The sequence below is a fragment of the Phenylobacterium terrae genome (assembly GCF_042681205.1).
In the GTDB taxonomy this organism is placed as follows: Bacteria; Pseudomonadota; Alphaproteobacteria; order Caulobacterales; family Caulobacteraceae; genus Phenylobacterium; species Phenylobacterium terrae.
In genome coordinates this window covers 2,550,082-2,569,529 of the sequence record NZ_JBHUEY010000001.1, presented here as the reverse complement: position 1 = coordinate 2,569,529, position 19,448 = coordinate 2,550,082, and the positions used below count along the sequence as shown (strand labels likewise).

At 70.6% G+C, this 19,448-nt stretch carries 19 protein-coding genes; 8 read left to right on the top strand and 11 right to left on the bottom strand.

The window, feature by feature from the left end:
• Positions 1-118: 118 nt before the first annotated feature.
• A complete protein-coding gene (locus tag ACFSC0_RS12870; protein ID WP_377283757.1) occupies positions 119-1,657 on the top strand; it encodes an acyl-CoA synthetase in 1,539 nt (512 codons plus the stop codon).
• A 277-nt stretch (positions 1,658-1,934) separates the two neighbouring features.
• On the opposite strand, the gene ACFSC0_RS12865 is transcribed toward ACFSC0_RS12870, so the two are convergent.
• Positions 1,935-3,491 carry an aminoacyl--tRNA ligase-related protein gene (locus ACFSC0_RS12865; RefSeq protein ID WP_377283758.1) on the bottom strand — a complete coding sequence of 519 codons (1,557 nt, stop codon included), beginning with the start codon at positions 3,489-3,491 and terminating at the stop codon, positions 1,935-1,937.
• A 118-nt stretch (positions 3,492-3,609) separates the two neighbouring features.
• Here ACFSC0_RS12865 and ACFSC0_RS12860 point away from each other — a divergent pair, with 118 nt between their 5' ends.
• On the top strand, positions 3,610-4,059 hold the full coding sequence (locus ACFSC0_RS12860) for a MaoC family dehydratase (RefSeq protein WP_377283759.1): 450 nt from the start codon (positions 3,610-3,612) through the stop codon (positions 4,057-4,059).
• A gap of 5 nt (positions 4,060-4,064) precedes the next feature.
• On the top strand, positions 4,065-4,466 hold the full coding sequence (locus ACFSC0_RS12855; protein WP_377355157.1) for a VOC family protein: 402 nt from the start codon (positions 4,065-4,067) through the stop codon (positions 4,464-4,466).
• Here ACFSC0_RS12855 and ACFSC0_RS12850 read toward each other — a convergent pair.
• Positions 4,406-6,634: an ATP-binding protein gene (locus ACFSC0_RS12850; protein WP_377283761.1), complete on the bottom strand. Its 2,229-nt coding sequence runs from the start codon at positions 6,632-6,634 to the stop codon at positions 4,406-4,408. The genes ACFSC0_RS12855 and ACFSC0_RS12850 overlap by 61 nt on opposite strands.
• Before the next feature lie 104 nt (positions 6,635-6,738).
• On the bottom strand, positions 6,739-7,830 hold the full coding sequence (locus ACFSC0_RS12845; RefSeq protein ID WP_377283762.1) for an NADH:flavin oxidoreductase: 1,092 nt from the start codon (positions 7,828-7,830) through the stop codon (positions 6,739-6,741).
• 117 nt (positions 7,831-7,947) lie between these two features.
• Here ACFSC0_RS12845 and ACFSC0_RS12840 point away from each other — a divergent pair, with 117 nt between their 5' ends.
• Positions 7,948-8,085, top strand: a complete 138-nt coding sequence (locus tag ACFSC0_RS12840; RefSeq protein ID WP_377283763.1) for a hypothetical protein — start codon at positions 7,948-7,950, stop codon at positions 8,083-8,085.
• On the opposite strand, the gene ACFSC0_RS12835 is transcribed toward ACFSC0_RS12840, so the two are convergent.
• From ACFSC0_RS12835 to ACFSC0_RS12820, 4 genes are all read right to left on the bottom strand, one after another.
• The gene (locus ACFSC0_RS12835; RefSeq protein ID WP_377283764.1) at positions 8,082-8,843 is read right to left on the bottom strand and encodes an ABC transporter permease; all 762 of its coding nucleotides are present in this window, start codon (positions 8,841-8,843) and stop codon (positions 8,082-8,084) included. The genes ACFSC0_RS12840 and ACFSC0_RS12835 overlap by 4 nt on opposite strands.
• The gene (locus tag ACFSC0_RS12830; RefSeq protein WP_377283765.1) at positions 8,840-9,766 is read right to left on the bottom strand and encodes an ABC transporter ATP-binding protein; all 927 of its coding nucleotides are present in this window, start codon (positions 9,764-9,766) and stop codon (positions 8,840-8,842) included. The genes ACFSC0_RS12835 and ACFSC0_RS12830 overlap by 4 nt, the downstream gene beginning before the upstream one ends.
• A gap of 73 nt (positions 9,767-9,839) precedes the next feature.
• Positions 9,840-10,403, bottom strand: coding sequence for a GNAT family N-acetyltransferase (locus ACFSC0_RS12825; RefSeq protein ID WP_377283766.1), 564 nt, complete (start codon positions 10,401-10,403; stop codon positions 9,840-9,842).
• 54 nt (positions 10,404-10,457) lie between these two features.
• Positions 10,458-11,096, bottom strand: a complete 639-nt coding sequence (locus tag ACFSC0_RS12820) for a pyridoxamine 5'-phosphate oxidase family protein (protein ID WP_377283767.1) — start codon at positions 11,094-11,096, stop codon at positions 10,458-10,460.
• Positions 11,097-11,272: 176 nt separating this feature from the next.
• On the opposite strand from ACFSC0_RS12820, the gene ACFSC0_RS12815 reads away from it, so the two are divergent.
• From ACFSC0_RS12815 to ACFSC0_RS12805, 3 genes are read left to right on the top strand one after another with little or no spacing between them, the layout of a single operon-like run.
• Positions 11,273-12,820 carry a DUF4153 domain-containing protein gene (locus ACFSC0_RS12815; protein ID WP_377283768.1) on the top strand — a complete coding sequence of 516 codons (1,548 nt, stop codon included), beginning with the start codon at positions 11,273-11,275 and terminating at the stop codon, positions 12,818-12,820.
• A gap of 11 nt (positions 12,821-12,831) precedes the next feature.
• Positions 12,832-13,536, top strand: a complete 705-nt coding sequence (locus ACFSC0_RS12810; RefSeq protein ID WP_377283769.1) for a response regulator transcription factor — start codon at positions 12,832-12,834, stop codon at positions 13,534-13,536.
• Positions 13,515-15,104 (top strand): sensor histidine kinase, encoded by a 1,590-nt coding sequence (locus tag ACFSC0_RS12805; protein ID WP_377355156.1) that lies wholly within the window; start codon positions 13,515-13,517, stop codon positions 15,102-15,104. Before ACFSC0_RS12810 ends, ACFSC0_RS12805 begins: the two co-directional genes overlap by 22 nt.
• A gap of 13 nt (positions 15,105-15,117) precedes the next feature.
• On the opposite strand, the gene ACFSC0_RS12800 is transcribed toward ACFSC0_RS12805, so the two are convergent.
• From ACFSC0_RS12800 to ACFSC0_RS12785, 4 genes are all read right to left on the bottom strand, one after another.
• The gene (locus ACFSC0_RS12800) at positions 15,118-16,056 is read right to left on the bottom strand and encodes a homocysteine S-methyltransferase family protein (protein ID WP_377283771.1); all 939 of its coding nucleotides are present in this window, start codon (positions 16,054-16,056) and stop codon (positions 15,118-15,120) included.
• 24 nt (positions 16,057-16,080) lie between these two features.
• On the bottom strand, positions 16,081-16,899 hold the full coding sequence (locus ACFSC0_RS12795; protein ID WP_377283772.1) for an alpha/beta fold hydrolase: 819 nt from the start codon (positions 16,897-16,899) through the stop codon (positions 16,081-16,083).
• A gap of 61 nt (positions 16,900-16,960) precedes the next feature.
• Positions 16,961-17,707: a sterol desaturase family protein gene (locus ACFSC0_RS12790; protein ID WP_377283773.1), complete on the bottom strand. Its 747-nt coding sequence runs from the start codon at positions 17,705-17,707 to the stop codon at positions 16,961-16,963.
• 235 nt (positions 17,708-17,942) lie between these two features.
• Complete coding sequence (locus ACFSC0_RS12785) at positions 17,943-18,770, bottom strand: S1 family peptidase (RefSeq protein ID WP_377283774.1); 828 nt, start codon at positions 18,768-18,770, stop codon at positions 17,943-17,945.
• Between the two features lie 143 nt (positions 18,771-18,913).
• Between ACFSC0_RS12785 and ACFSC0_RS12780 the strand changes: the two genes are divergently transcribed.
• On the top strand, positions 18,914-19,438 hold the full coding sequence (locus ACFSC0_RS12780) for a GNAT family N-acetyltransferase (RefSeq protein ID WP_377283775.1): 525 nt from the start codon (positions 18,914-18,916) through the stop codon (positions 19,436-19,438).
• The last annotated feature ends 10 nt before the right edge of the window (positions 19,439-19,448 follow it).

Genomic DNA, 19,448 nt, shown 5'->3' with positions numbered 1-19,448 from the left:
AGACCACGGCCTCGTTAACCGGTCGTTGAGGCTGGTGACCCTGCGGCGCCCTTGACGGCGCGGCCCCGCGGCCCCGCAATGGCTGCCTTAACAACGATAACTCTACCCTGGAAACGCCATGCACCCGAAGGTCCACGCTGCGACCGCGCCCGACCGCCCCGCCTACATCATGGCCGCCACCGGCGAGACGGTGACCTACGGCGAGCTGGAGGCGCGCTCGAACCAGGGCGCGCAGCTCTTCCGGTCCATGGGCCTGAAGCCCGGCGACGTGATCGCCATCCTGATGGACAACAACCCGCGCTTCTACGAGGTCGCCTGGGCGGCCCAGAGGTCGGGGCTCTACTACGCCTGCATCTCGTCAAAGCTCACGGCCGGCGAGATCGAGTACATCATGGGCGACTGCGGGGCGAAGGCGCTGATCGCCTCGCCGGGCGTCGGGCCGGTGCTGGACGAGCTGCCGCCCCTGCTGCCGGGCGTGCGGCTGTTCATGGTCGGCGAGGCGCGGGCCCCCTACGAGAGCTTCGAGACGGCCCGGGCGGCGATGCCGGCGACGCCGATCGACGACGAGGTGGCCGGCTCGGACATGCTCTACTCCTCGGGCACCACAGGCCGGCCCAAGGGCGTCAAGCCGCCGCTGACCGGCCAGCCGATCGACGCCCCCAACGGCATCTCGACCATGGCCCGGGCGATGTTCCAGTTCCCGGAGGTCCCGACCTACATCTCGCCGGCGCCGCTCTACCACGCCGCCCCGCTGCGCTGGTCGATGAGCATCCACCGGATGGGCGGCACGGTCGTGGTGCTGGAGAAGTTCGATCCCGAGGGCGTGCTGGCGGCGATCGAGAAGTACCGCTGCGACTGCGGCCAGTTCGTGCCGACCCACTTCGTGCGGATGCTCAAGCTGCCGGAGGACGTCCGCAACAAGTACGACGTCTCCTCGATGGTCTCGGCGGTGCACGCCGCCGCCCCCTGCCCGATCCCGGTGAAGGAGCAGATGATCGCCTGGTGGGGCCCGATCATCCACGAGTACTACGCCGGCACCGAGGGCAACGGCTTCTGCTACATCTCCTCGCAGGAATGGCTGGCCCACAAGGGCTCCGTCGGCCGGGCGGTGATCGCCGAGGTGCGCATCTGCGGCGAGGACGGCGAGCCCCTGCCCCCGCGCACCGAGGGCGTCGTCTACTTCGCCAACGGCCCGGCGCTGAGCTACCACAACGCTCCGGAGAAGGTGAAAGAGGGCACCAACAAGTACGGCTGGACCACCCTGGGCGACGTCGGCTGGGTCGACGAGGAGGGCTACCTCTACCTGACCGACCGCAAGAGCTTCATGATCATCTCCGGCGGGGTGAACATCTATCCGCAGGAGATCGAGAACCTGCTGGTCACCCACCCCAAGGTCGCCGACGCCGCCGTGGTCGGCGCCCCCGACGAGGAGATGGGCGAGAAGGTCGTGGCCGTCGTCCAGCCCCTGGAGCCCAAGGCCGCCGGCCCCGAGCTCGCCGCCGAACTCACCGCCTTCCTGCGCAGCCAGCTTTCCCACGTGAAGACGCCGCGGGTGATCGACTTCATGGAGGAGCTGCCGAGGCATCCGACCGGCAAGCTCTACAAGCGCCTCATCCGCGACGCCTACTGGGGCAACAAGGACAGCCGGATCGTGTGAAAATTGACCTCTCCCTCCGTTGCTCCTACCTCCCCCGCGCAGCGGCGGGAGGGGGACCAGTCGCCGAGCGCAGCGAAGAGCGACTGGTGGAGGGGGCAGGCCGCAGGCGCGAGCGTTCGAACAGCCGGCGCGGCGCGATGCCAGGGCGGGGCTGAGAGGTGGAGTGTGGGGCTCGCCCCCTCCACCCCCCCGCTCTTCAGCCGGCCTTCGCCGGCTTCGGCGGGCGGTCCCCCTCCCGCCGCTTCGCGGGGGAGGTAGACTCCGGCGACGGAGGTCTTCAGTAAGCCCGCCCGATCAGGATCTCCTCCACGCCGGGCTTGCCGGTGAAGAGGCAGGTCCCGCAGGTCTGCGGCTGGTCCATGGGGGCGTTGCGCAGGGTGAGCTTCAGCGCCTTGAGACGCTCTTCCACCGCGTCGAGCTCCGCGCCCGTCGGCCGCGACCAGGCCGCGCGGACCCAGCCTTTGAAGGCGCCGCCTTCGTCCTCGTCCACCGGCGCGCCGAAGTACTCGGCGAGCTCGTCGAAGGTGACGATGTCCGAGCGGATGTTCCCGTCCAGGCGCGCCTTGGCCTCGTCGTAGAGGGCCTGCTGGATCTCGGCGAGCAGGGCCGGCGCCGCCTCAAGGAAGGCCTCGCGCGTCATCGCCTGGCTCTGCACCTTGTCGCCGTCCCGCAGGCGGTCGCGGCGCATGAAGGTGACCTGGCCGCCGGCGGCGTCGCGGGGGCCGAGCTCGACGATGATCGGGGCGCCCCGGCGCACCCAGTTCCACCGCTTGTCGGCCGAGCGCTGGGCCTTGGTGTCGAGCAGGGCGCGGATCGGCTCGCCGAGCGCGAACCGCTCCTGCAGGGCCTTCACCAGCGCCTGGCCGTACTCCAGCACCTGGGCGTCCTCGGGCTTGTCGCGCAGCATCGGCACGATGACGATCTGGCGCGGGGCGATGGCCGGCGGCAGGCGCAGGCCGTCGTCGTCGCCGTGGGTCATGATCACCCCGCCGATCAGCCGGGTGGACACGCCCCAGCTGGTGGTGTGGCAGTAGGAGAGCTGGCCCGCATCGTCCTGGAAGCGGATGTTCTGGGCCTGGGCGAAGCTGGTGCCGAGGTAGTGGCTGGTGCCGGCCTGCAGGGCCTTGCCGTCCTGCATCATCGCTTCGATGGAGAAGGTGTTGTCGGCCCCGGGGAACCGCTCGTTCTCCGGCTTCTCGCCGGCGATCACCGGCATGGCGAGCACGGTCTCGGCGAACTCGCGGTACATCTCCAGGATCTTCAGCGTCTCGGCCCGGGCGTCCTCCGCGTCGGCGTGGGCGGTATGGCCCTCCTGCCACAGGAACTCGGAGGTGCGCAGGAAGAGGCGCGTGCGCATCTCCCAGCGGACCACGTTGGCCCACTGGTTGACCAGCAGCGGCAGGTCCCGGTGGCTGCGGATCCAGCGGCTGAAGGCGTCGCCGATGATGGTCTCGGAGGTGGGCCTGACGATCAGCGGCTCCTCCAGCTTGGCCTCGGGATCTGGCTGCAGCTTGCCGTCAATCAGCTTCAGCCGGTGGTGGGTGACCACCGCCATTTCCTTGGCGAAGCCCTCCACGTGCTCGGCCTCCTTGGCGAAGAAGCCCAAGGGGATGAACAGCGGGAAGTAGCAGTTGTCGTGGCCGGTCTCGCGAATGCGCCGGTCCAGGGTCTGCTGGATGCGCTCCCAGACGCCGTAGCCCCACGGCTTGATGATCATCGCCCCGCGGGTGGGCGAAACCTCGGCCATGTCGGCCTCGCGCACGACGGCCTGGTACCAGTCGGGGAAGGTTCCGCGGTTGCCGGTGACCCGGGATACGCTCAGGGCTCGCTGCATGGGCTCCTCATTGGCGAGGCGCCTTCTTAAGGGCGCCGGCCCCGCAGGCAAAGCCGGCTTGCTCGGCCCCGGCGCCATGCTAGAGCGTCAGCCCTCAATTCTCAGAGGAGCCAAGCGGATGCAACCGGTGGAATTCAAAGACGTGCCCGGCCTGGTGGGCCAGGAGGTCGGCGTCTCCGACTGGCTTGAGATCACCCAGGAGCGGGTCAACCAGTTCGCCGAGGCCACCGGCGACCATCAGTGGATCCACGTCGACGTGGAGCGGGCCAACCGCGAGATGGGCGGACCCATCGCCCACGGCTACCTGACCCTGTCGCTGATCCCCTTCCTCGGCCAGGGCATGCTGCCCATCAAGGGCGTCACCCGGGGCATCAACTACGGCTCGGACAAGGTCCGCTTCATCAACATGGTCCGGATCGGCAAGCGCGTGCGGCTGCGCCAGAAGCTGATCGGCGCCGAGCCCAAGGCCGGCGGCCTGCAGCTCAAGAACGAGTGCACCATCGAGATCGAGGGCGAGGAAAAGCCCGCCTGCATCGCCGAGACGATCAGCATCGTCTACGGCGCCTGACGCCCGTGCGCGGTTCGATCCATCACCTGGATCTGACCGTGAAGGACCCCTGGGCCTCGCGCGGCTTCTACGCCGAGGTCCTGGGGTTCATGGGCTACCGGCAGATCGCCGAGGACCACAGCGGCTTCGACTTCGCCCTGCCGGGGCAGGTTCCCTCGATCGGGCTGAAGGTGGCCGAGGGCCCGAACCGCGACCGGCCGCACGACCGCTATTCGCCGGGCCTGCACCACGTCGCCTTTCGGGCGCAGAGCCGCGAGGACGTCGACGGCCTCCATGCGATCCTGCAGCGGATGGGCGCGCGCATCCTCGACGCCCCGGCCGACTATCCGCAGTACGGCGCGGGCTACTACGCGGTGTTCTTCGCCGACCCGGACGGGCTCAAGCTGGAGTTCGTGTTCGAGCCCTGAGCCTCATCGAGGCACGCCTCGATCGCCCGCAGCAGGGCCGCCGCGTCGATCGGCTTGGGCACCACGCGGGTCATGCCGGCGTCCAGGTACTCGGCCACTTGATGGGCCATCACGTTGGCGGTGAGGGCGATGATCGGCGTGGGCGTGCGGCCCGTCTCCGCCTCGGCGCGCCGGATCTGCGATGTGGCGGTCAGGCCGTCCATCACCGGCATCTGCACGTCCATCAGGATCAGGTCCCACTGGCCGGAGCGCCAGGCCTGGACCGCCGCCTGGCCGTCGCCGACGACGGTGGGGTCCACCCCCACCTGGTGCAGCAGCGTCCTGAGCACCAGCTGGTTGACCGGATTGTCCTCGGCCGCCAGCACGCGCAGCGGCGGCAGCGTCTCGTCCTGGGCGGCGGGACCTGCGGCGCGCTCCGACGCCGTCGGTCGAAGGAAGGGCAGCGGCAGCCTTACGACGAAGGTCGAGCCCGATCCGACCACGCTGTCCACGTCGACCCGGCCGCCCATCTTGCGCGCCAGTTCCTGGACGATGGCCAGCCCCAGCCCGGAGCCGCCGTACTGGCGGGTGGTCGAGGCGTCGGCCTGGACGAAGGCGTCGAACAGCCTGGCCCGTTGCTCCGGCGAGATGCCGATGCCGGTGTCCGAGACCTTCAGGACCAGTTCGTCGCCCGGCCGCTCGATCCGCACGGCCACCGCCCCGTGGCTGGTGAACTTCACGGCGTTGGACACCAGGTTGCGGAGGATCTGGCTCACCCGCGTCGGGTCGCCCTTGAACACGCCCTCGGCTTCAGGCGCCAGGTCCACCGACAGCATCAGGTCCTTCTCGCTGGCCTGGGCCATGAAGGATTCCAGCGCCACCCGGGCGACCTGGGCGATGTCCACCTCGCCGTCCTCGAGCTCCAGCCGTCCAGCTTCGATCTTGGCCAGATCCAGGATGTCGTTGAGCAGCACCATCAGGGTCTCGCCGGACTTGGCGATCACCTCCAGGCGCCTGCGCTGCATCGGCGAGAGCTCGTCGCGGGCCATCGCCTGGGCCATGCCCAGCACCCCGTTCATCGGCGTGCGGATCTCGTGGCTCATGGTGGCCAGGAATTCGCTCTTGGCCCGGCTGGCGGCCTCGGCCAGGTCCCGCGCCTCCACCAGCGCCAGCTCGTTCTTCTTGCGCTCGGTGATGTTCTGCAGCGCCCCGACCAGGCTCTGCGGCCGCCCGCCCGGCTCCCAGTACATCTCCGCCACGGCGTAGGCCCAGACCTCGCGGCCGTCGGAGCGCTTGATCTTGTATTCCGCGCGGTAGGGCTCGCCTCCGGCTTCGTAGCGCATCCAGGCGGCCTTCACGGCCTCGCGCTGGGCGTCGTCGACCATGAAATAGGGGTCCTTGCGCATCTTCTCGAAGGTCAGCGGCTCTTCGTAGAAGTCGGACTCGGCCCCCTGGCTCGACAGCGTGCGGTGGGCGTAGTCCACCTCGTAGACGTGCAGGCCGGTGATCTGCATGGCGATGCCGAGCCGCCGCTCGGCCGCCTCGGAACGCTCGAGCGCCTGCTTGAGGGCGGCCGTGGCGCTGCGGCGCTCCTCTTCCGCCGTGTTCCATTCGGTGACGACCCTCTCCGTGCCGACCTGGATCAGCAGCAGCGTGAGCGCCAGCATGGCGAGGCCGAGCAGCACCCCGGCAAGCTGCAGCCCCGGAACGTTGACGGCCGCCAGGACCGCCAGCGCGATCACCGCAGGGCCGGTCATGGCGTAGAAGACCGACTTCGAGACCCAGCCCATCGAGACGCCCAGCGCGATCAGGCTGACCGCGGTGATAGCGCCGTAGGCGAGCCCGCCAGGGCTGCCGGTGACGATGGCGTAGCCGACCGGTCCGGCGACCCAGAAGGTCGAATGGCTGCCCACCGCCAGGCCGAGGCGGCGCAGGCCCTTGTCGGAGTCGACGCCTTCGGATGTCTCGAGCCACGCTTCGAAGAGCCGCTTGGCCGAAAGGCTCCAGCACAGGCTGAGGGCGGTGAAGATCGCGCCGAACAGGGGCGAGCCCAGCAGCGCCAGGCACACGCCGGCGACCACGTCGGCGACGAAATAGGCCTTTCTCGAGGAGAGCAGAGTGGCGAGCGTCAGCTGGTACGGCGTCCGCGTCGGCTCGAAGCTGTCCTTCAGATGGCTCGTCGAATCCATGCGCCGCCTGCGACTCCGGGCCCACAAGAAAATGGCCCGAACTCAACGACCTAACGGCGAGGCGTTAAAGTTTTGACGCTGCGGCAGGAACAGGTTGTCGCAGGCTAGTCCGCAGCGACGAACCCGGCCCAGGTGCGCATGTAGCCGACGAACGCCTCGCCCAGCCCCTCCTTGCGCAGGTGGTCGGCGCTGACCGGCAGGCTCGCCGGATGGAAGGACGCGTTGGCCCGCAGCTGGCGCGGGTAGTCGTGGTGCAGGATGGCCGCCCGGCCCACGAAGACGAAGTCGCAGCCGGCCTGCAGGCAGTGCAGGGCGTCGGCCGGGCGCATGATCTTGCCGGCCACGCCGAGCCGGGTCGCCCCGCGCTCCAGGTCGGTGAACCAGGACATCAGGCTGCGGCCCTTGAACTCGTCCTCGTTGGGCTCCTTCATCACGTCCCAGAGCGACATGTCGAGATAGTCGAGCTGGCCGCCCGCCAGCAGCTGGGCGGCGACCTGGCGGATCTCCGCCAGCTTCAGCCCGAATCGTTCCGGCGACAGTCGCAGCCCCAGGGAGAAGTCGGGGCGGCAGCGGGCCCGCACCCCCTCGATGATCCGGAAGACGACGCTGGCGCGGTTCTCGAGCGAGCCGCCGAACCGGTCCGTGCGCCGGTTGATCTCCGGCGAGAGGAACTGGGCGAGGATGTAGCCGTGGGCGCCGTGGAGCTCGACGCCGTCGAAGCCGGCCTTCTCCGCCCGCACCGCCGCGGCGACGAAGTCCTCGATCAGCTGTTCGACCTCGGCCTCGGTCAGCGCCCGCGCCTCGGTCTTCTCGTCGTCGGAGGGGCAGACCGGCGCCTGACCGATCAGCGCCTTGGGCGAGCGCATGCCCGCGTGGTGCAGCTGGACGACCGCCAGGCTGCCCTCGGCCCGGATCGCCGCAGCCAGGCGCGACAGTCCCTCCAGGTGGTCGTCCGACCAGACCCCGAGCTGGCCGGGGAAGCCCTGGCCCTGGCGCTGAACGTGGGCGGCGCAGGTCATGGTCATGCCGAAGCCGCCCTTGGCCCGCAGCGTCAGCCAGCGGAACTCGTCCTCCGACAGCCGCCCGTCGGGATGGCTCTGCAGGTTGGTGAGCGGCGCCAGCGCGAAGCGGTTCTGCATCGCCGGCCCGCGCGCGAAGGTCAGCGGCTGGAACAGCGGATCGTAGGGCGAGGTCATGGAACGGGCTTATCCCGCCCCGGAACGGCGCCGCAAGCCTTGGCGCCTGGTTTGCGACGCGGCCGCCAGGAACGCCGTCCCCGTCCCGGGGCGGCACAGCTCCTGGGGAACAGCGCCATGGCCATCGCCGTCCGCTACGCCGAGACCGAACCGCAGCCGCCGCCGCGCCGCGAAAGCCGCGTCGGCCTGGTCGGCGGGCTGTTCTTCGCCGTCGCCGTCTTCGGCCTGACGCTGGCCCTGCTGACGATCCTCTAGGCCTTCAGCCGGTAGCCCGTGCGGAAGATCCACCAGATCGCCGCCAGGCACAGGCCCATGAACATCACGGTCATGCCCAGGCTGAGGCCCACATCCACGTCCGAGACGCCGTAGAAGGCCCAGCGGAAGGCCGAGACCAGATAGACCACCGGGTTGAACAGGGTCACCTGCCGCCAGAACTCCGGCAACATGTCGATGGAATAGAAGCTGCCGCCCAGGAACGTCAGCGGCGTGACGATCAGCATCGGCACGATCTGCAGCCTCTCGAAGCCGTCGGCCCAGATCCCGATCACGAACCCGAACAGGCTGAAGGTCACCGAGATCAGCACCAGGATCAGCGCCATCAGCAGCGGGTGCTCGATCTCGAACGGCACGAAGAGGCGGGCCGTCGCCAGCATGATGGTCCCCAGGATCACCGACTTGGTCGCCGCGGCCCCGACGTAGCCGGCCACGATCTCGACGAACGAGATGGGCGCCGACAGCACCTCGTAGATGGTCCCCGAGAACCTCGGCATGTAGATGCCGAACGAGGCGTTGGAGATGCTCTCCGTCAGGATGGAGAGCATGATCAGGCCCGGCACGATGAAGGCGCCGTAGCTGATGCCGTCGATCTGCGTCATCCGCGAGCCGATCGCCGAGCCGAACACGATGAAGTAGAGCGAGGTGGCGATCACCGGCGAGGCGATGGACTGCATCACCGTGCGGAAGGTGCGGCTCATCTCGAAGACGTAGATGGCCTTGATGGCGTGGACGTTCATCGGCCGCTCCTCACCAGGTTGACGAAGATCTCCTCCAGCGAGCTCTCCTTGGTCTGCAGGTCCTTGAAGTCGATGCCGCGGTCGGTGAGCCGGCGCAGCAGCTCGGCGATGCCGGTGTCCTGGCTCTGGACGTCGAAGGTGAAGGTGAGCTCCGTCCCGTCCTCCGACAGCTCCAGCGGCGCGTCGGACAGTTCGGCCGGCACGGTGTTCAGGGGGCTCTGCAGGTGCAGGATGAGCTGGCGCTTGCCGAGCTTGCGCATCAGCTCGGTCTTCTCCTCCACCACGATCAGCTCGCCGTTGTTGATGACCCCGATCCGGTCGGCCATCTCCTCGGCTTCCTCGATGTAGTGGGTGGTCAGGATGATGGTCACCCCGCCTTCGCGCAGGCCGCGGACCATCTCCCACATCTCGCGCCGCAGCTCGACGTCCACCCCCGCGGTGGGCTCGTCGAGGAACAGGATCTTGGGCTCGTGCGACAGCGCCTTGGCGATCAGCACCCGGCGCTTCATGCCCCCGGAGAGGGCCATGATCTTGGTGTCCTTCTTGTCCCACAGGGACAGGTCGCGGAGCACCTTTTCCACATAGGCGTCGTTCCGCGCCTTGCCGAACAGGCCGCGGCTGAAGCGGACGGTGTCCCACACCGTCTCGAACATGTCGGTGGAGAGTTCCTGCGGCACGAGGCCGATGGCGGCCCGGGCGGCGCGGAACGCCTTCTGGATGTCGTGGCCGTCGGCCAGCACCTGCCCGCCGCTGGGGGTCACGATCCCGCAGACGATGCTGATCAGCGTCGTCTTTCCCGCCCCGTTCGGCCCCAGCAGCGCGAAGATCTCGCCGCGGCGGATGTCCAGGTCGACGCCCTTCAGCGCCTGGAACCCGCCTGCGTAGGTCTTGGTCAGGCCCTTGATGGAGATGATCGGATCCACGCGGCGCGTCCCTCCATGGCGACCGAGCCGAGATGGGGGGCCAAGCTCGACCGTCAAGGGGGCGGCCGGCGCTCTAGAGGTCGATGCGGAACTTCAGCGCCTCGCCGCCGTGGAGGGCCGCGGCCTTCTGATAGGGACCGACGAGGACGCCGCCGTTGTTGAGGATCACCTGCTGCGAGGGGATGCTGTCCATCTCGGTGGTGAGTTCGACGTAGGCCAGGCCCACGGCCCGGCACATGGGCAGCAGCAGCGCCAGCCCTTTCGTGGCGTAGCCGCGCCCGGCCTTCCAGGACGGGATGGAATAGCCGATGTGACCGGGCACGTGGTCCGGCAGGTCGCTGGTCCCCGGCCGCCAGCGGAAGCCGAACGAGCCCGCGAACGCCCCGTCCCACAGCCAGCGTCGGAAGCCCGGCAACTTCGGGACCTCCGAGCCGTCCGGCAGGCGGATGGGCGCACCCTTCCCCTCCGGATCGTCGAGGCTGGCGACGAAGGCCGCCGGATCCTCGGCGATGCGTGCGAGCTCCCGCTTGGCTGCGGCCGCGCCCATGAGGTTGTCCGGCGACCAGCCGCGCTCGAGCGCGTCGCGATAGCTGTCCAGCATCGACAGGTCGGGTTTGAGCAGCTGCAGCTCGGCCATGGCCAAGGCTAGCCCAACCCGCCGCGGCGGCAAGGCGCAGCCCCCGCCAGGAGATCAGTAGAGGTTCTCCCGCGCGTCCTTCTCGACCGCCTCGTCGATGATCCTCGCCTCCATGTCGAGGTTCAACTGATCGCGCAGAACCTCGCCCGTGTTCGGGAAGGTCGAGGCCCGGTCCAGCTGCGCCGCAGGATCCCACAGGCCGGCCCGCCGCACGGCCTTGCCGCAGTGGAGCTGCGCCTCGCGCACTTCGACGACCAGCACGGTCCTCGGCGGCTTTCCGTCCGCCGTGAACCGGGCCATCAACTCTGGGTCGGTGGTGACTCGGCCAAGCCCGTTCACCCGCAGCACGTCCTCGAAGCCCGGCACCAGGAAGAGCAGCGCCACGCCAGGGTCGTGGAGGAGGTTGGTGAAGCTGTCGAGGCGGTTGTTCCCGGGCCGGTCCGGAATGGCGATGTGCGTCTCGTCGATCACGTGGACGAAGCCGGGTTCGCCGCCCCTGGGCGAGACGTCGGCGCGGCTGTCCGGCCCCATGGTGCCGAGGCACAGGAAGGGAGAGAGCTCGATGAAGCGCCGGCAGTGCCGGTCGAGCCGCGGGATCTCCTTGGCGACCGCCCCGCGCGAGGGCGGCTTGTAGATCCCTCTGAGATCCGCCCCGCTGGCGACGGTTTCGCTCGGCGATCGAGTGTTGGCCATCGGCCCCTCCAGGTGCTGGAGGACACCCTAGGCGGGTGCTGCTGACACCTTGTGTCAGCAGCCTGAGGTGGAGCGGCTGCACCGAATCTGCACCGCAACGGCTCGGCCTCTGTGACGCGCGCATGGCGCCGCCTCGACGCCCGCCCTGCAGGGTCGGCTGGATCGAGGAGAGCCGAATGCCCCGTCCTGCGCCGTACAGCTTCCTGTTCAAGCCCGCCGCCGCCGCGGGCCTGGTGGGCCTCGCGGACCTCATGCTCTTCGACCACGAGATCGGCTGGACCCTGGGCCTGGCGGCCCTCGCCTTTCCGCTCACCGCCCTGGCGCTGCAGCCGGCGCTGGGGCGGAACCGACTGGCGCTCGCAGCGCTCCTGGCCGCCTGCGCATTCGCCCTGGTTCAGGTGGAGCGCCCGACCTTGGTCGGCCTTCTCCTCTTCTGGACCTGCCTCTGCGTCGCCGTGCTCGCGCCCCGGGCCGGCCGCGCGGACGATGTCTGGCGCTGGGCCCAGCGGCTGGCCTTCCTGGGGATCTGCAGCCCGCTCGCCCCCTGGCTCGACCTCGTGCGGCTGGAGAAGGCGCGGAAGCGGGCCGGGCCACGCCGGCGCATCCGCGACGTGCTGCTTGTGCTGATCCTGCCGATCGTCGGCGGAGCGATGTTCCTGAGCCTGTTCGCAGCGGCGAACCCGCTGATCGAGAGCGCCGTCGAGAACCTGCGCCTGCCCGAGATCGACGCGCCCCGCGCGCTGTTCTGGATCCTCGGCCTGATCGCGGCCTGGGCGATCCTGCGGCCGCGGACCCGGCGCAAGTGGCTGCCGCTGCCGGAAGGCCTCGGGACCCTGCCCGGCGTCAGCGCCGCCTCGGTCACCCTCTCGCTGCTCGTCTTCAACGCCCTCTTCGCCCTGCAGAACGGCCTGGATCTGGCCTTCCTCTGGAGCGGCGCCCCGCTGCCGGCGGGCGTCACGCTGGCGGAATACGCCCACCGCGGCGCCTATCCGCTGATCGCCACCGCCCTGCTCGCCGGCCTGTTCGTGCTGGTGGCGCTGCAGCCCGGCTCGCCCACCGCCGAGGCGCCGCTTATCCGGCGGCTGGTGGTGCTCTGGATCGTCCAGAACATCTTCCTGGTGGCCTCCACGGCCCTGCGCACCCTCGACTACATCGAGGCCTACTCCCTCACGCGCCTGCGAATCGCGGCCCTGATCTGGATGGGGCTGGTGGCGCTCGGCCTGGCGCTGATCTGCTGGCGGCTGATGCGGGGCAAGAGCGCGGCCTGGCTGATCGGGACCAACGCCGCGGCGCTGGGCGCCGTGCTCGCGGCCTGCAGCCTGGTGGACCTGGGCGCCGTCGCCGCCCACTGGAACGTGCGCCATGCCCGCGAGGTCGGCGGCCGGGGGACCGCGCTCGACGTCTGCTACCTGCGCGGCCTCGGCCCGGCGGCGCTGGTCTCGCTCGCCGAGCTCGAGCGGCGGCCGCTGCCGGCCGGGCTCGCCGACCGCATCGCCTGGGCCCGCGACGAGGCGTTCGAAGCGCTGGCCCGCGACCAGTCGAGCTGGCGCGCCTGGACCTTCCGCGGGGCGCGTCGCCTCACCCGGACCGAGGCGCTGGTCGCCCAGACCTCGCCGCGCAGCCCCCTCCCCGGCCCCCGCGACTGCGACGGGCGCCTTCTGCCGGACCGCGTCCCGGCCGCGCCTGCGGCGCCCCAGCCGTTGACCTCGCAGCCGCGCCCCTGAACATGGCCCCGATGCCCGCTTCGATCCTGATCGTCGACGACGATCCCCACATCCGCCAGCTGCTGGCCTTCGCCCTGGGCAAGGCCGGCCACGCCACCCGCGAAGCCGAGGACGGCGAGCAGGCGCTCGCCTCCGTCGCCACCGAGCCGCCGGACCTGGTGGTGCTGGACATCAACATGCCGCGGATGGACGGGCTGGAGGTCTGCCGGCGCATCCGGGCCCAGGGCGAGCTGCCGATCCTGTTCCTCTCCTCCCGCGACGACGAGATCGACCGGGTGCTGGGCATCGAGCTCGGGGCCGACGACTACGTGGTGAAGCCGTTCAGCCCGCGGGAGGTGGTGGCGAGGGTCGGCGCGATCCTGCGCCGCTCGGCGGCCAGGCCGGGTTCCGAGGCCGAAGGGGCGGCCCTGACGCGCGGCCGGCTCACCCTGGACACCGACGGCTGGCGCGCCCGGTGGGACGGCGCGGACGTGCCCCTGACCGTCACCGAGTTCGAGATCCTCAAGGTGCTGGCCGCCACCCCCGCCAAGGTGTTCAGCCGCGACGCCATCATCGACCGGCTGCACGGCCCCGGGTTCGCGATCACCGACCGCACCGTCGACAGCCACGTGCGCAACCTGCGCGGCAAGTTCGCCGGCGTGGGCGGGCACGACGTCATCGAGACGAGGGCCGGCGTCGGCTACCAGCTCGGGGCGTGCAGCGGCGCCAAGGGATGATCCGGCGGCTGAAGGCCTTCGCCAAGCGGCACTGGCCCGCCCTGCGGCTGCGGACCATCCTGTTCCTGGTGCTGTTCTTCGTGGCCGCCCTGCCCGGCCTCTCGGCCATCTTCCTGAGGGTCTACGAGAACACCCTGGTGCGCCAGACCGAGGCCGAGCTGGTGGCCCAGGGCGCCGCCCTGGCCGCCGCCGCCGAGGCGCTGTGGCCCGGGGCCGACCCGGCGCCGCTGCCGCCCCTGCGGCCCGAGGAGTACCGCCCCGAGCCTTCGGCCATCGATCTGTCCATCAGCCCGATCCTGCCGGAGCGGCCGCCGGCCGCGCCGTCCGCTGCGCCCGACCCGGCGGCGCTGTCCGCGGCGCGGGCCGTGTGGCCCATCGCGCGGGAGACGGGCCGCACCACGCTGGCGGCCATCGTCCTGCTCGACGGCGAAGGCCGCGTGGCGCTGGGGCGCGAGCGCGGAAGCTACGCCGCCCTGCCGGAGGTGCGGGCGGCGCTGGGCGGCCGGCCGGCGACGGTGCTGCGCAGGCGGGGGGACTATGAGCCCCGCTACCGCTTCGAGTGGCTGAGCAGAGCCTCGGCGCTGCGGATCCACCACGCCCGGCCGGTGGTCGTGAACGGCCAGGTCGCCGGCGTGGTGCTGCTCTCGCGCTCGCCGCGGGCGCTGTTCCGCGGCATCTACCAGGACCGCATCAAGATCGGGCTCGGGATCGGGTTGATCTTCGCCGCCCTGGTGGTGCTGTCGGGCCTGGTCTCGCGAGGCGTCACCCGCCCCATCGAGGCGCTGAGCGCGGCCTCGCGAAAGGTCGCCGCCGGCCAGGGCGAGATCCCGGAGACGCCGCCCACCGCCGCCATCGAGATCCGCGCCCTCTACGAGGACTTCGGGGCGATGAGCGAGGCCATCGCCCGCCGCTCGCGCTACCTGCGCGACTTCGCCGCCGCCGTCAGCCACGAGTTCAAGACGCCGCTGGCCGGAATCGCCGGCGCCGTCGAGCTGCTGGAGGACCACGGCGAGAGCATGAGCCCGGCCGAGCGCCGCCGCTTCCTGGACAACATCTCCCAGGACGTCGCCCGGCTCTCGCAGCTCGTCACCCGGCTGCTGGACCTGGCCCGCGCCGACATGGCCCGCCCGGAGGCGGGAGTGGCCGTCGATCCCGGGCCCACCCTGCGCCGGGTGGCCGACGCCGGTTCCGGGCCCGAATTCAAGGTCGTCCTCGACCTTCCGCCCGCCCTGCCCCGCGTCGCCGCGCCCGAGGCGGCGCTGGAGACCGCGCTGACCACGCTGGTGGAGAACAGCCGCCAGGCCGGCGCGTCGCGTCTGACGATCACCGCCCGGGCCGAGGGCGAGGCCCTGGTCCTCTGCGCCCGCGACGACGGGCCCGGCGTCCCGACGGCCGACCGGACCCGCCTCTTCGAGCCGTTCTTCACCAGCCGCCGCTCGCAGGGCGGCACCGGCCTGGGCCTCTCCATCGCCCGCTCCCTGCTCTCCGCCAGCCACGCGAGCATCGACTACGTGGAAAGCGAGACCGGCGCGCGGTTCGACGTGACGCTGCCGCTGGCGCGAGACTAGGGCCCCCCTCCACCTACGCCGCCTCCAGTTCCCGGCAGGCCCGGCTGATGCACGCCACGTGCCGCTCGTCGGTGCCGCAGCAGCCGCCGAACACGCGGATCTGCGGGTGCTTGGCCAGCAGCTCGGCGTGCTCGCGGCCCAGCTCTTCGGGATCGCCGTCGTCGAGGTCGGGCGAGTCGTTGAGCTCCTGGTGGCTTCGCCTGGAGGCGTTGGCGCGCAGGCCGCCGATCCGCGAGAGCCAGGCCCCGCCCTCGGCCAGGGCGCCCTCGAAGTGGGACGGGTGGGCGCAGTTGATCATGTAGTAGGCCGGCCAGCCGCCGGTGGCCGCGTCCACCGCCGCGATCGCTTCGCCAAGGCCCTGGCCGGTCGGCAGCCGGCCGTCCGTCTCCAGGGTGAAGGAGATCACGCAGGCGACGCCTTGGGCCTTGGCGGCCCGGGCGATGCCCACGGCCTCCGGGACGTTGGTCATGGTGATGGCGCTCACCACGTCCGCGCCGGCCTCGGCGAAGGCCCGCACCTGGCCGGCGTGATAGGCCTGGGCCTCGGCGTCGGTCATCACCTGGCCGGGATCGTAGCCGTCGCCGCGGGGACCGAGGCATCCGCTGACGACGATCGGCGAGACCTTGTCGGCGTAGCGGTCCTTCAGCGCGTGCATCATCGCGATGGACCGCCGGTTGAGCGCCTCCAGCTCATCCAGCGGGATCTCCAGCCGCTCGGCCCAGTCGGGGTTGGCCCGCCAGGTCGGGGTCTCCAGGACGAAGCCGGCCCGGTCGCGGGCGGCGATGTCGAGGTAGCGCGCGTAGTACTCCTCGAGCCGGCGCCGCCCCTCGGGCGTACGCAAGAGGACGAAGGCCGCGAAGTGGGGCAGGTCCACGCCGTCCTGGAAGATCAGCGTGGTCTCCAGGCCGCCGTCGGTGAGCAACAGCGGGCCGGACGTCTTGGGCAGGGTCATGGCGGGTCTCCCTGGGTATCGATGTTACGCGGGAATGGCGAGGGTCTGAAGGAAGGCGTTGAGCTCCCAGGCGAAGCGGGCCGGGTCCTCCCAGTGCAGGGCGTGGTCGTAGCCCTCGAAGGTCACCAGCTCGGACCCGCGGACGGAGGCCAGAAGCAGATCCTGGGCCTGCCGCGTCGCGTACTTGTCGAGGTCGCCCCAGAAGAGGCGCGTCGGCGCCGTGATGGTGGAGAGCCCGGCGGCGAGATCGGCCTCGATCAGGCCCTTGAAGGCCTCGCGCCAGACGCGGGCCGGGACCTTCAGGCTCTCGCCCACCACCATTTCGAAGAAGGCCGGCGGAACGGGGTGGGTCAGGGTGCTCTGCTGGAACTCCACGGCCAGTTCGCGCGGGACCGGGTCGGTGAGCGGGGCGATGGCCTCGCGGTAGAAGGCCTCGACCTCCTCCAGGCCCTTCAGCACCGACAGGGCGCCGGCCAGCGCCAGGCCACGGACGCGGCCGGGGTGGTCGATGGCGAACCGTTGGGCGACCATGCTGCCCATGGAGTGGCCGAGGATCACCGCCGACGGCAGCTGAAGCGCGTCGAGGGCCGCGGCCACGTCGGCGGCGAACAGGTCGAGCCCGTAGCGGCCCTCCGGCTTGTCGGAATCGCCGTGGCCGCGGGCGGTGAGGGCGATCGCCCGGATGCTGTCCGGCAGCTCGGCCATCAGCGGCGCGAAGCTCCTGTGGGAGTCGGTGATCCCGTGCAGCAGCACGAGCGGCAGGCCTTTCGGATCGCCCTTGGCGGCGTAGGCGAGGGTGACGCCGGTCGAGAGCGCCAGGCGGTCTTGCAGGATGCGGGACATGTCAGTTCTCCGATTTGCGGGGGATGAGGGGGCGGCCGGCCGCAGCCGGCCGCCGTAAGCGTCAGGCGCGCGCGGGCTGGGGTCCGCCCGCCACGTCGCGGCCGATCAGCAGGCGCCCGAGCTCTTCCGAGGCGCCGTCGTAGAAGCCGTTGGCGGCGGGGAAGTCCTTGGGGTTGCGGAACGTGCCGAACACCAGGTCCCAGACGGGGATGTCGGCGTAGTTGAAGCGGTGCACGCCGCGGCCGTGGTGCAGGGCGTGGCTCTCCGGCCGGGCGACGAAGTAGCCGAGCCAGCGCGGGGTCCTGATATTGCAGTGCTGGAAGAGCGCGCAGACCGTCGAGACGCCGAACGCGAACAGCGTCGCCTCGGGCGAGACGCCCAGCACCACCGTCAGCATGAACGAGCCGACGAAGGTGAAGGCCAAGGCGTCCAGCGGATGGAAGTACAGCGCCCCCCAGATGTCGATCCGCTCGGCGCTGTGGTGGGTCTGGTGCAGATGCCGCCACAGGAAATCCGAGCCGTGCAGGGTGCGGTGCCAGGTGTAGATCCCCAGCTGGTAGGCCAGCAGGGCGACCGGCGCGGCGATCCAGAACGGCCAGGTGGAGCCGTCGACCAGGCGCGCCTGGCTCATCAGATCGGCCCAGAGGAACGGCGAGTAGAAGGCGACGGCCCAGTAGGCGCCCGCGGCCAGCACGCCCTTGATCCGCCACAGCCGAACAGCGGTGAGCGGTCGGGCCGGGGCCAGGAAGTCGATGGCGGCGAACAGCGCGAACGCGCCGAACAGGATGTAGTCGGTGACGCCGAGCATGGCGCGGGCTCCTTCTCGATGACTTTGCGAGAAGGGCGTGAGAGCGCGCCTCACATTGTGAGGCGGGCGCGAGAGAGGGTGTGAGGTCCCAAAACGCCGCTCATCCCGGCGAAGGCCGGGACCCAGATCCAGTTCGCAGGATCAGATGGATGAGCTCAGCGCCCGACGGAGCCCGCCTCTGCGCCCGCCATTCTGGGTCCCGGCCTCCGCCGGGATGAGCGGGTCGAGAATGGCCTCAGTCCGGAGAGACCGCTTCCTCGGCCGAGGCGGCGCGCGCGCCGGTGCTGTTGTCGGCGTGTGCGACGGTCACCGGGGCCAGGGGATCGTCCAGCCGGGCGATGGTCTCGCGGATGTACTTGGCGTGGGTGACGATGCCGATCTCGAGCCGCTCGTTGTTGAGCTCGACCTGCTGGGTCAGCAGACCGGCGACGAACTGCACCTCCTGGGCCTCGACCGACCCCGGCCGGCGGCGCGCGCCCTCGCTCATGAACACCGGCCCGCCGGAGTTGCCGGGGAAGACGGTGAAGTCGAGCAGGAAGGTCGGGAACACGTTGGCCGGCGCCACCGGATAGGAGGCGACCTTGCCCGAGCGCAGGATCGGGAAGCCGGCCTGGTTGGCGGCCAGGCCGCGCGGGAAGCCCAGGGCCATCATCTGGTCGCCGGCCGCCACGCCGTTCTTCGAGAAGGTGTCGTCCTTGGCCAGCCAGTCCACCGGGATGGCCGCCTTGGCGAACTCCGGCGGGGCGGTGATCTCGATGGCGGCGACGTCCCGCGCCGGGTGCTTGGTCCACAGTTCCTCGCCGCCGCGCTCGCGGATCTTCAGCGTCTGGGGCGAGTAGCTCCAGCTGCCGTCGGAATTGGAGAAGCGGTAGCCGATGCGGGCGTTGGCGCCCGGCATCTTGGCGAAGACGTGGTTGGCGGTGACGAGGATGGTGCGAGGGCGGCCGTCCGGGGTCGGCGCCTTGACGAGGAAGCCCGTGCCGACCGTGCGCGTGCCATCGCCCAACGGCTGTTCAAGCTGAACGGTCGCATGGATCAGCTCCACCGAGAGATCCCAGACCATCTACAACGCCCCCCTACTTCGGAACCTGTCCCCGCACTGGCAATCTAGGAATCACAACCGCCGAGTCCCGGCAACAAGCGGAGGCGGTGAGCGCCCATTTGCCGCGCAAAGCTGCTAACCGTTAGTAAATCGCGGAGACGCCGGTGATCGAGATCAGACCCGCCACAGTCGAAGACGCTCACGAAATCGCGAGCGTACACGTCGCCGTCTGGCGCGAGGCCTATCAGGGGGTGATGCCGCAGGCCTATCTCCACAGCCTGACCCCCGAGGCGCGGACCGGCGCCTGGGCCGAGCGGCTCGGCGATCCCGAAGATCCCACCCGCACGCTCGTCGCGGTCCGCGACGGCCACGTGGTCGGCTTCTGCACGGTGGGGCCCTCGCGGCTGGAGGCGCCGGAAGGCTATGGCGAACTGCACACCATCAACATCCTGGTCACCGCCCAGCACCAGGGCCTGGGCCGCAGGCTGATGGCCGAGGCCGCCCGCGCCCTGCAGGCCATGGGCTACACGGGCCTGACCCTCTCGGTGCTGCGCGACAGCCCGGCCGGACGGATGTTCTACGAGAGCCTGGGCGGAACGCTGACCGGGCGGCACACCGACGATTTCGGCGACTTCCAGCTGCCGGCGGTGGAGTACCGCTGGGCCGACCTGACCGCTCTGCTGGCTTGATGCGGCGGGG

Excerpts from the sequence above, each read along its gene's own strand:
- ACFSC0_RS12870 (WP_377283757.1), top strand. The coding sequence starts at position 119 with ATGCACCCGAAGGTCCACGCTGCGACCGCGCCCGACCGCCCCGCCTAC.
- ACFSC0_RS12865 (WP_377283758.1), bottom strand. The coding sequence starts at position 3,491 with ATGCAGCGAGCCCTGAGCGTATCCCGGGTCACCGGCAACCGCGGAACC.
- ACFSC0_RS12860 (WP_377283759.1), top strand. The coding sequence starts at position 3,610 with ATGCAACCGGTGGAATTCAAAGACGTGCCCGGCCTGGTGGGCCAGGAG.
- ACFSC0_RS12850 (WP_377283761.1), bottom strand. The coding sequence starts at position 6,634 with ATGGATTCGACGAGCCATCTGAAGGACAGCTTCGAGCCGACGCGGACG.
- ACFSC0_RS12845 (WP_377283762.1), bottom strand. The coding sequence starts at position 7,830 with ATGACCTCGCCCTACGATCCGCTGTTCCAGCCGCTGACCTTCGCGCGC.
- ACFSC0_RS12840 (WP_377283763.1), top strand. The coding sequence starts at position 7,948 with ATGGCCATCGCCGTCCGCTACGCCGAGACCGAACCGCAGCCGCCGCCG.
- ACFSC0_RS12835 (WP_377283764.1), bottom strand. The coding sequence starts at position 8,843 with ATGAACGTCCACGCCATCAAGGCCATCTACGTCTTCGAGATGAGCCGC.
- ACFSC0_RS12825 (WP_377283766.1), bottom strand. The coding sequence starts at position 10,403 with ATGGCCGAGCTGCAGCTGCTCAAACCCGACCTGTCGATGCTGGACAGC.
- ACFSC0_RS12820 (WP_377283767.1), bottom strand. The coding sequence starts at position 11,096 with ATGGCCAACACTCGATCGCCGAGCGAAACCGTCGCCAGCGGGGCGGAT.
- ACFSC0_RS12815 (WP_377283768.1), top strand. The coding sequence starts at position 11,273 with ATGCCCCGTCCTGCGCCGTACAGCTTCCTGTTCAAGCCCGCCGCCGCC.
- ACFSC0_RS12810 (WP_377283769.1), top strand. The coding sequence starts at position 12,832 with ATGCCCGCTTCGATCCTGATCGTCGACGACGATCCCCACATCCGCCAG.
- ACFSC0_RS12800 (WP_377283771.1), bottom strand. The coding sequence starts at position 16,056 with ATGACCCTGCCCAAGACGTCCGGCCCGCTGTTGCTCACCGACGGCGGC.
- ACFSC0_RS12795 (WP_377283772.1), bottom strand. The coding sequence starts at position 16,899 with ATGTCCCGCATCCTGCAAGACCGCCTGGCGCTCTCGACCGGCGTCACC.
- ACFSC0_RS12790 (WP_377283773.1), bottom strand. The coding sequence starts at position 17,707 with ATGCTCGGCGTCACCGACTACATCCTGTTCGGCGCGTTCGCGCTGTTC.
- ACFSC0_RS12785 (WP_377283774.1), bottom strand. The coding sequence starts at position 18,770 with ATGGTCTGGGATCTCTCGGTGGAGCTGATCCATGCGACCGTTCAGCTT.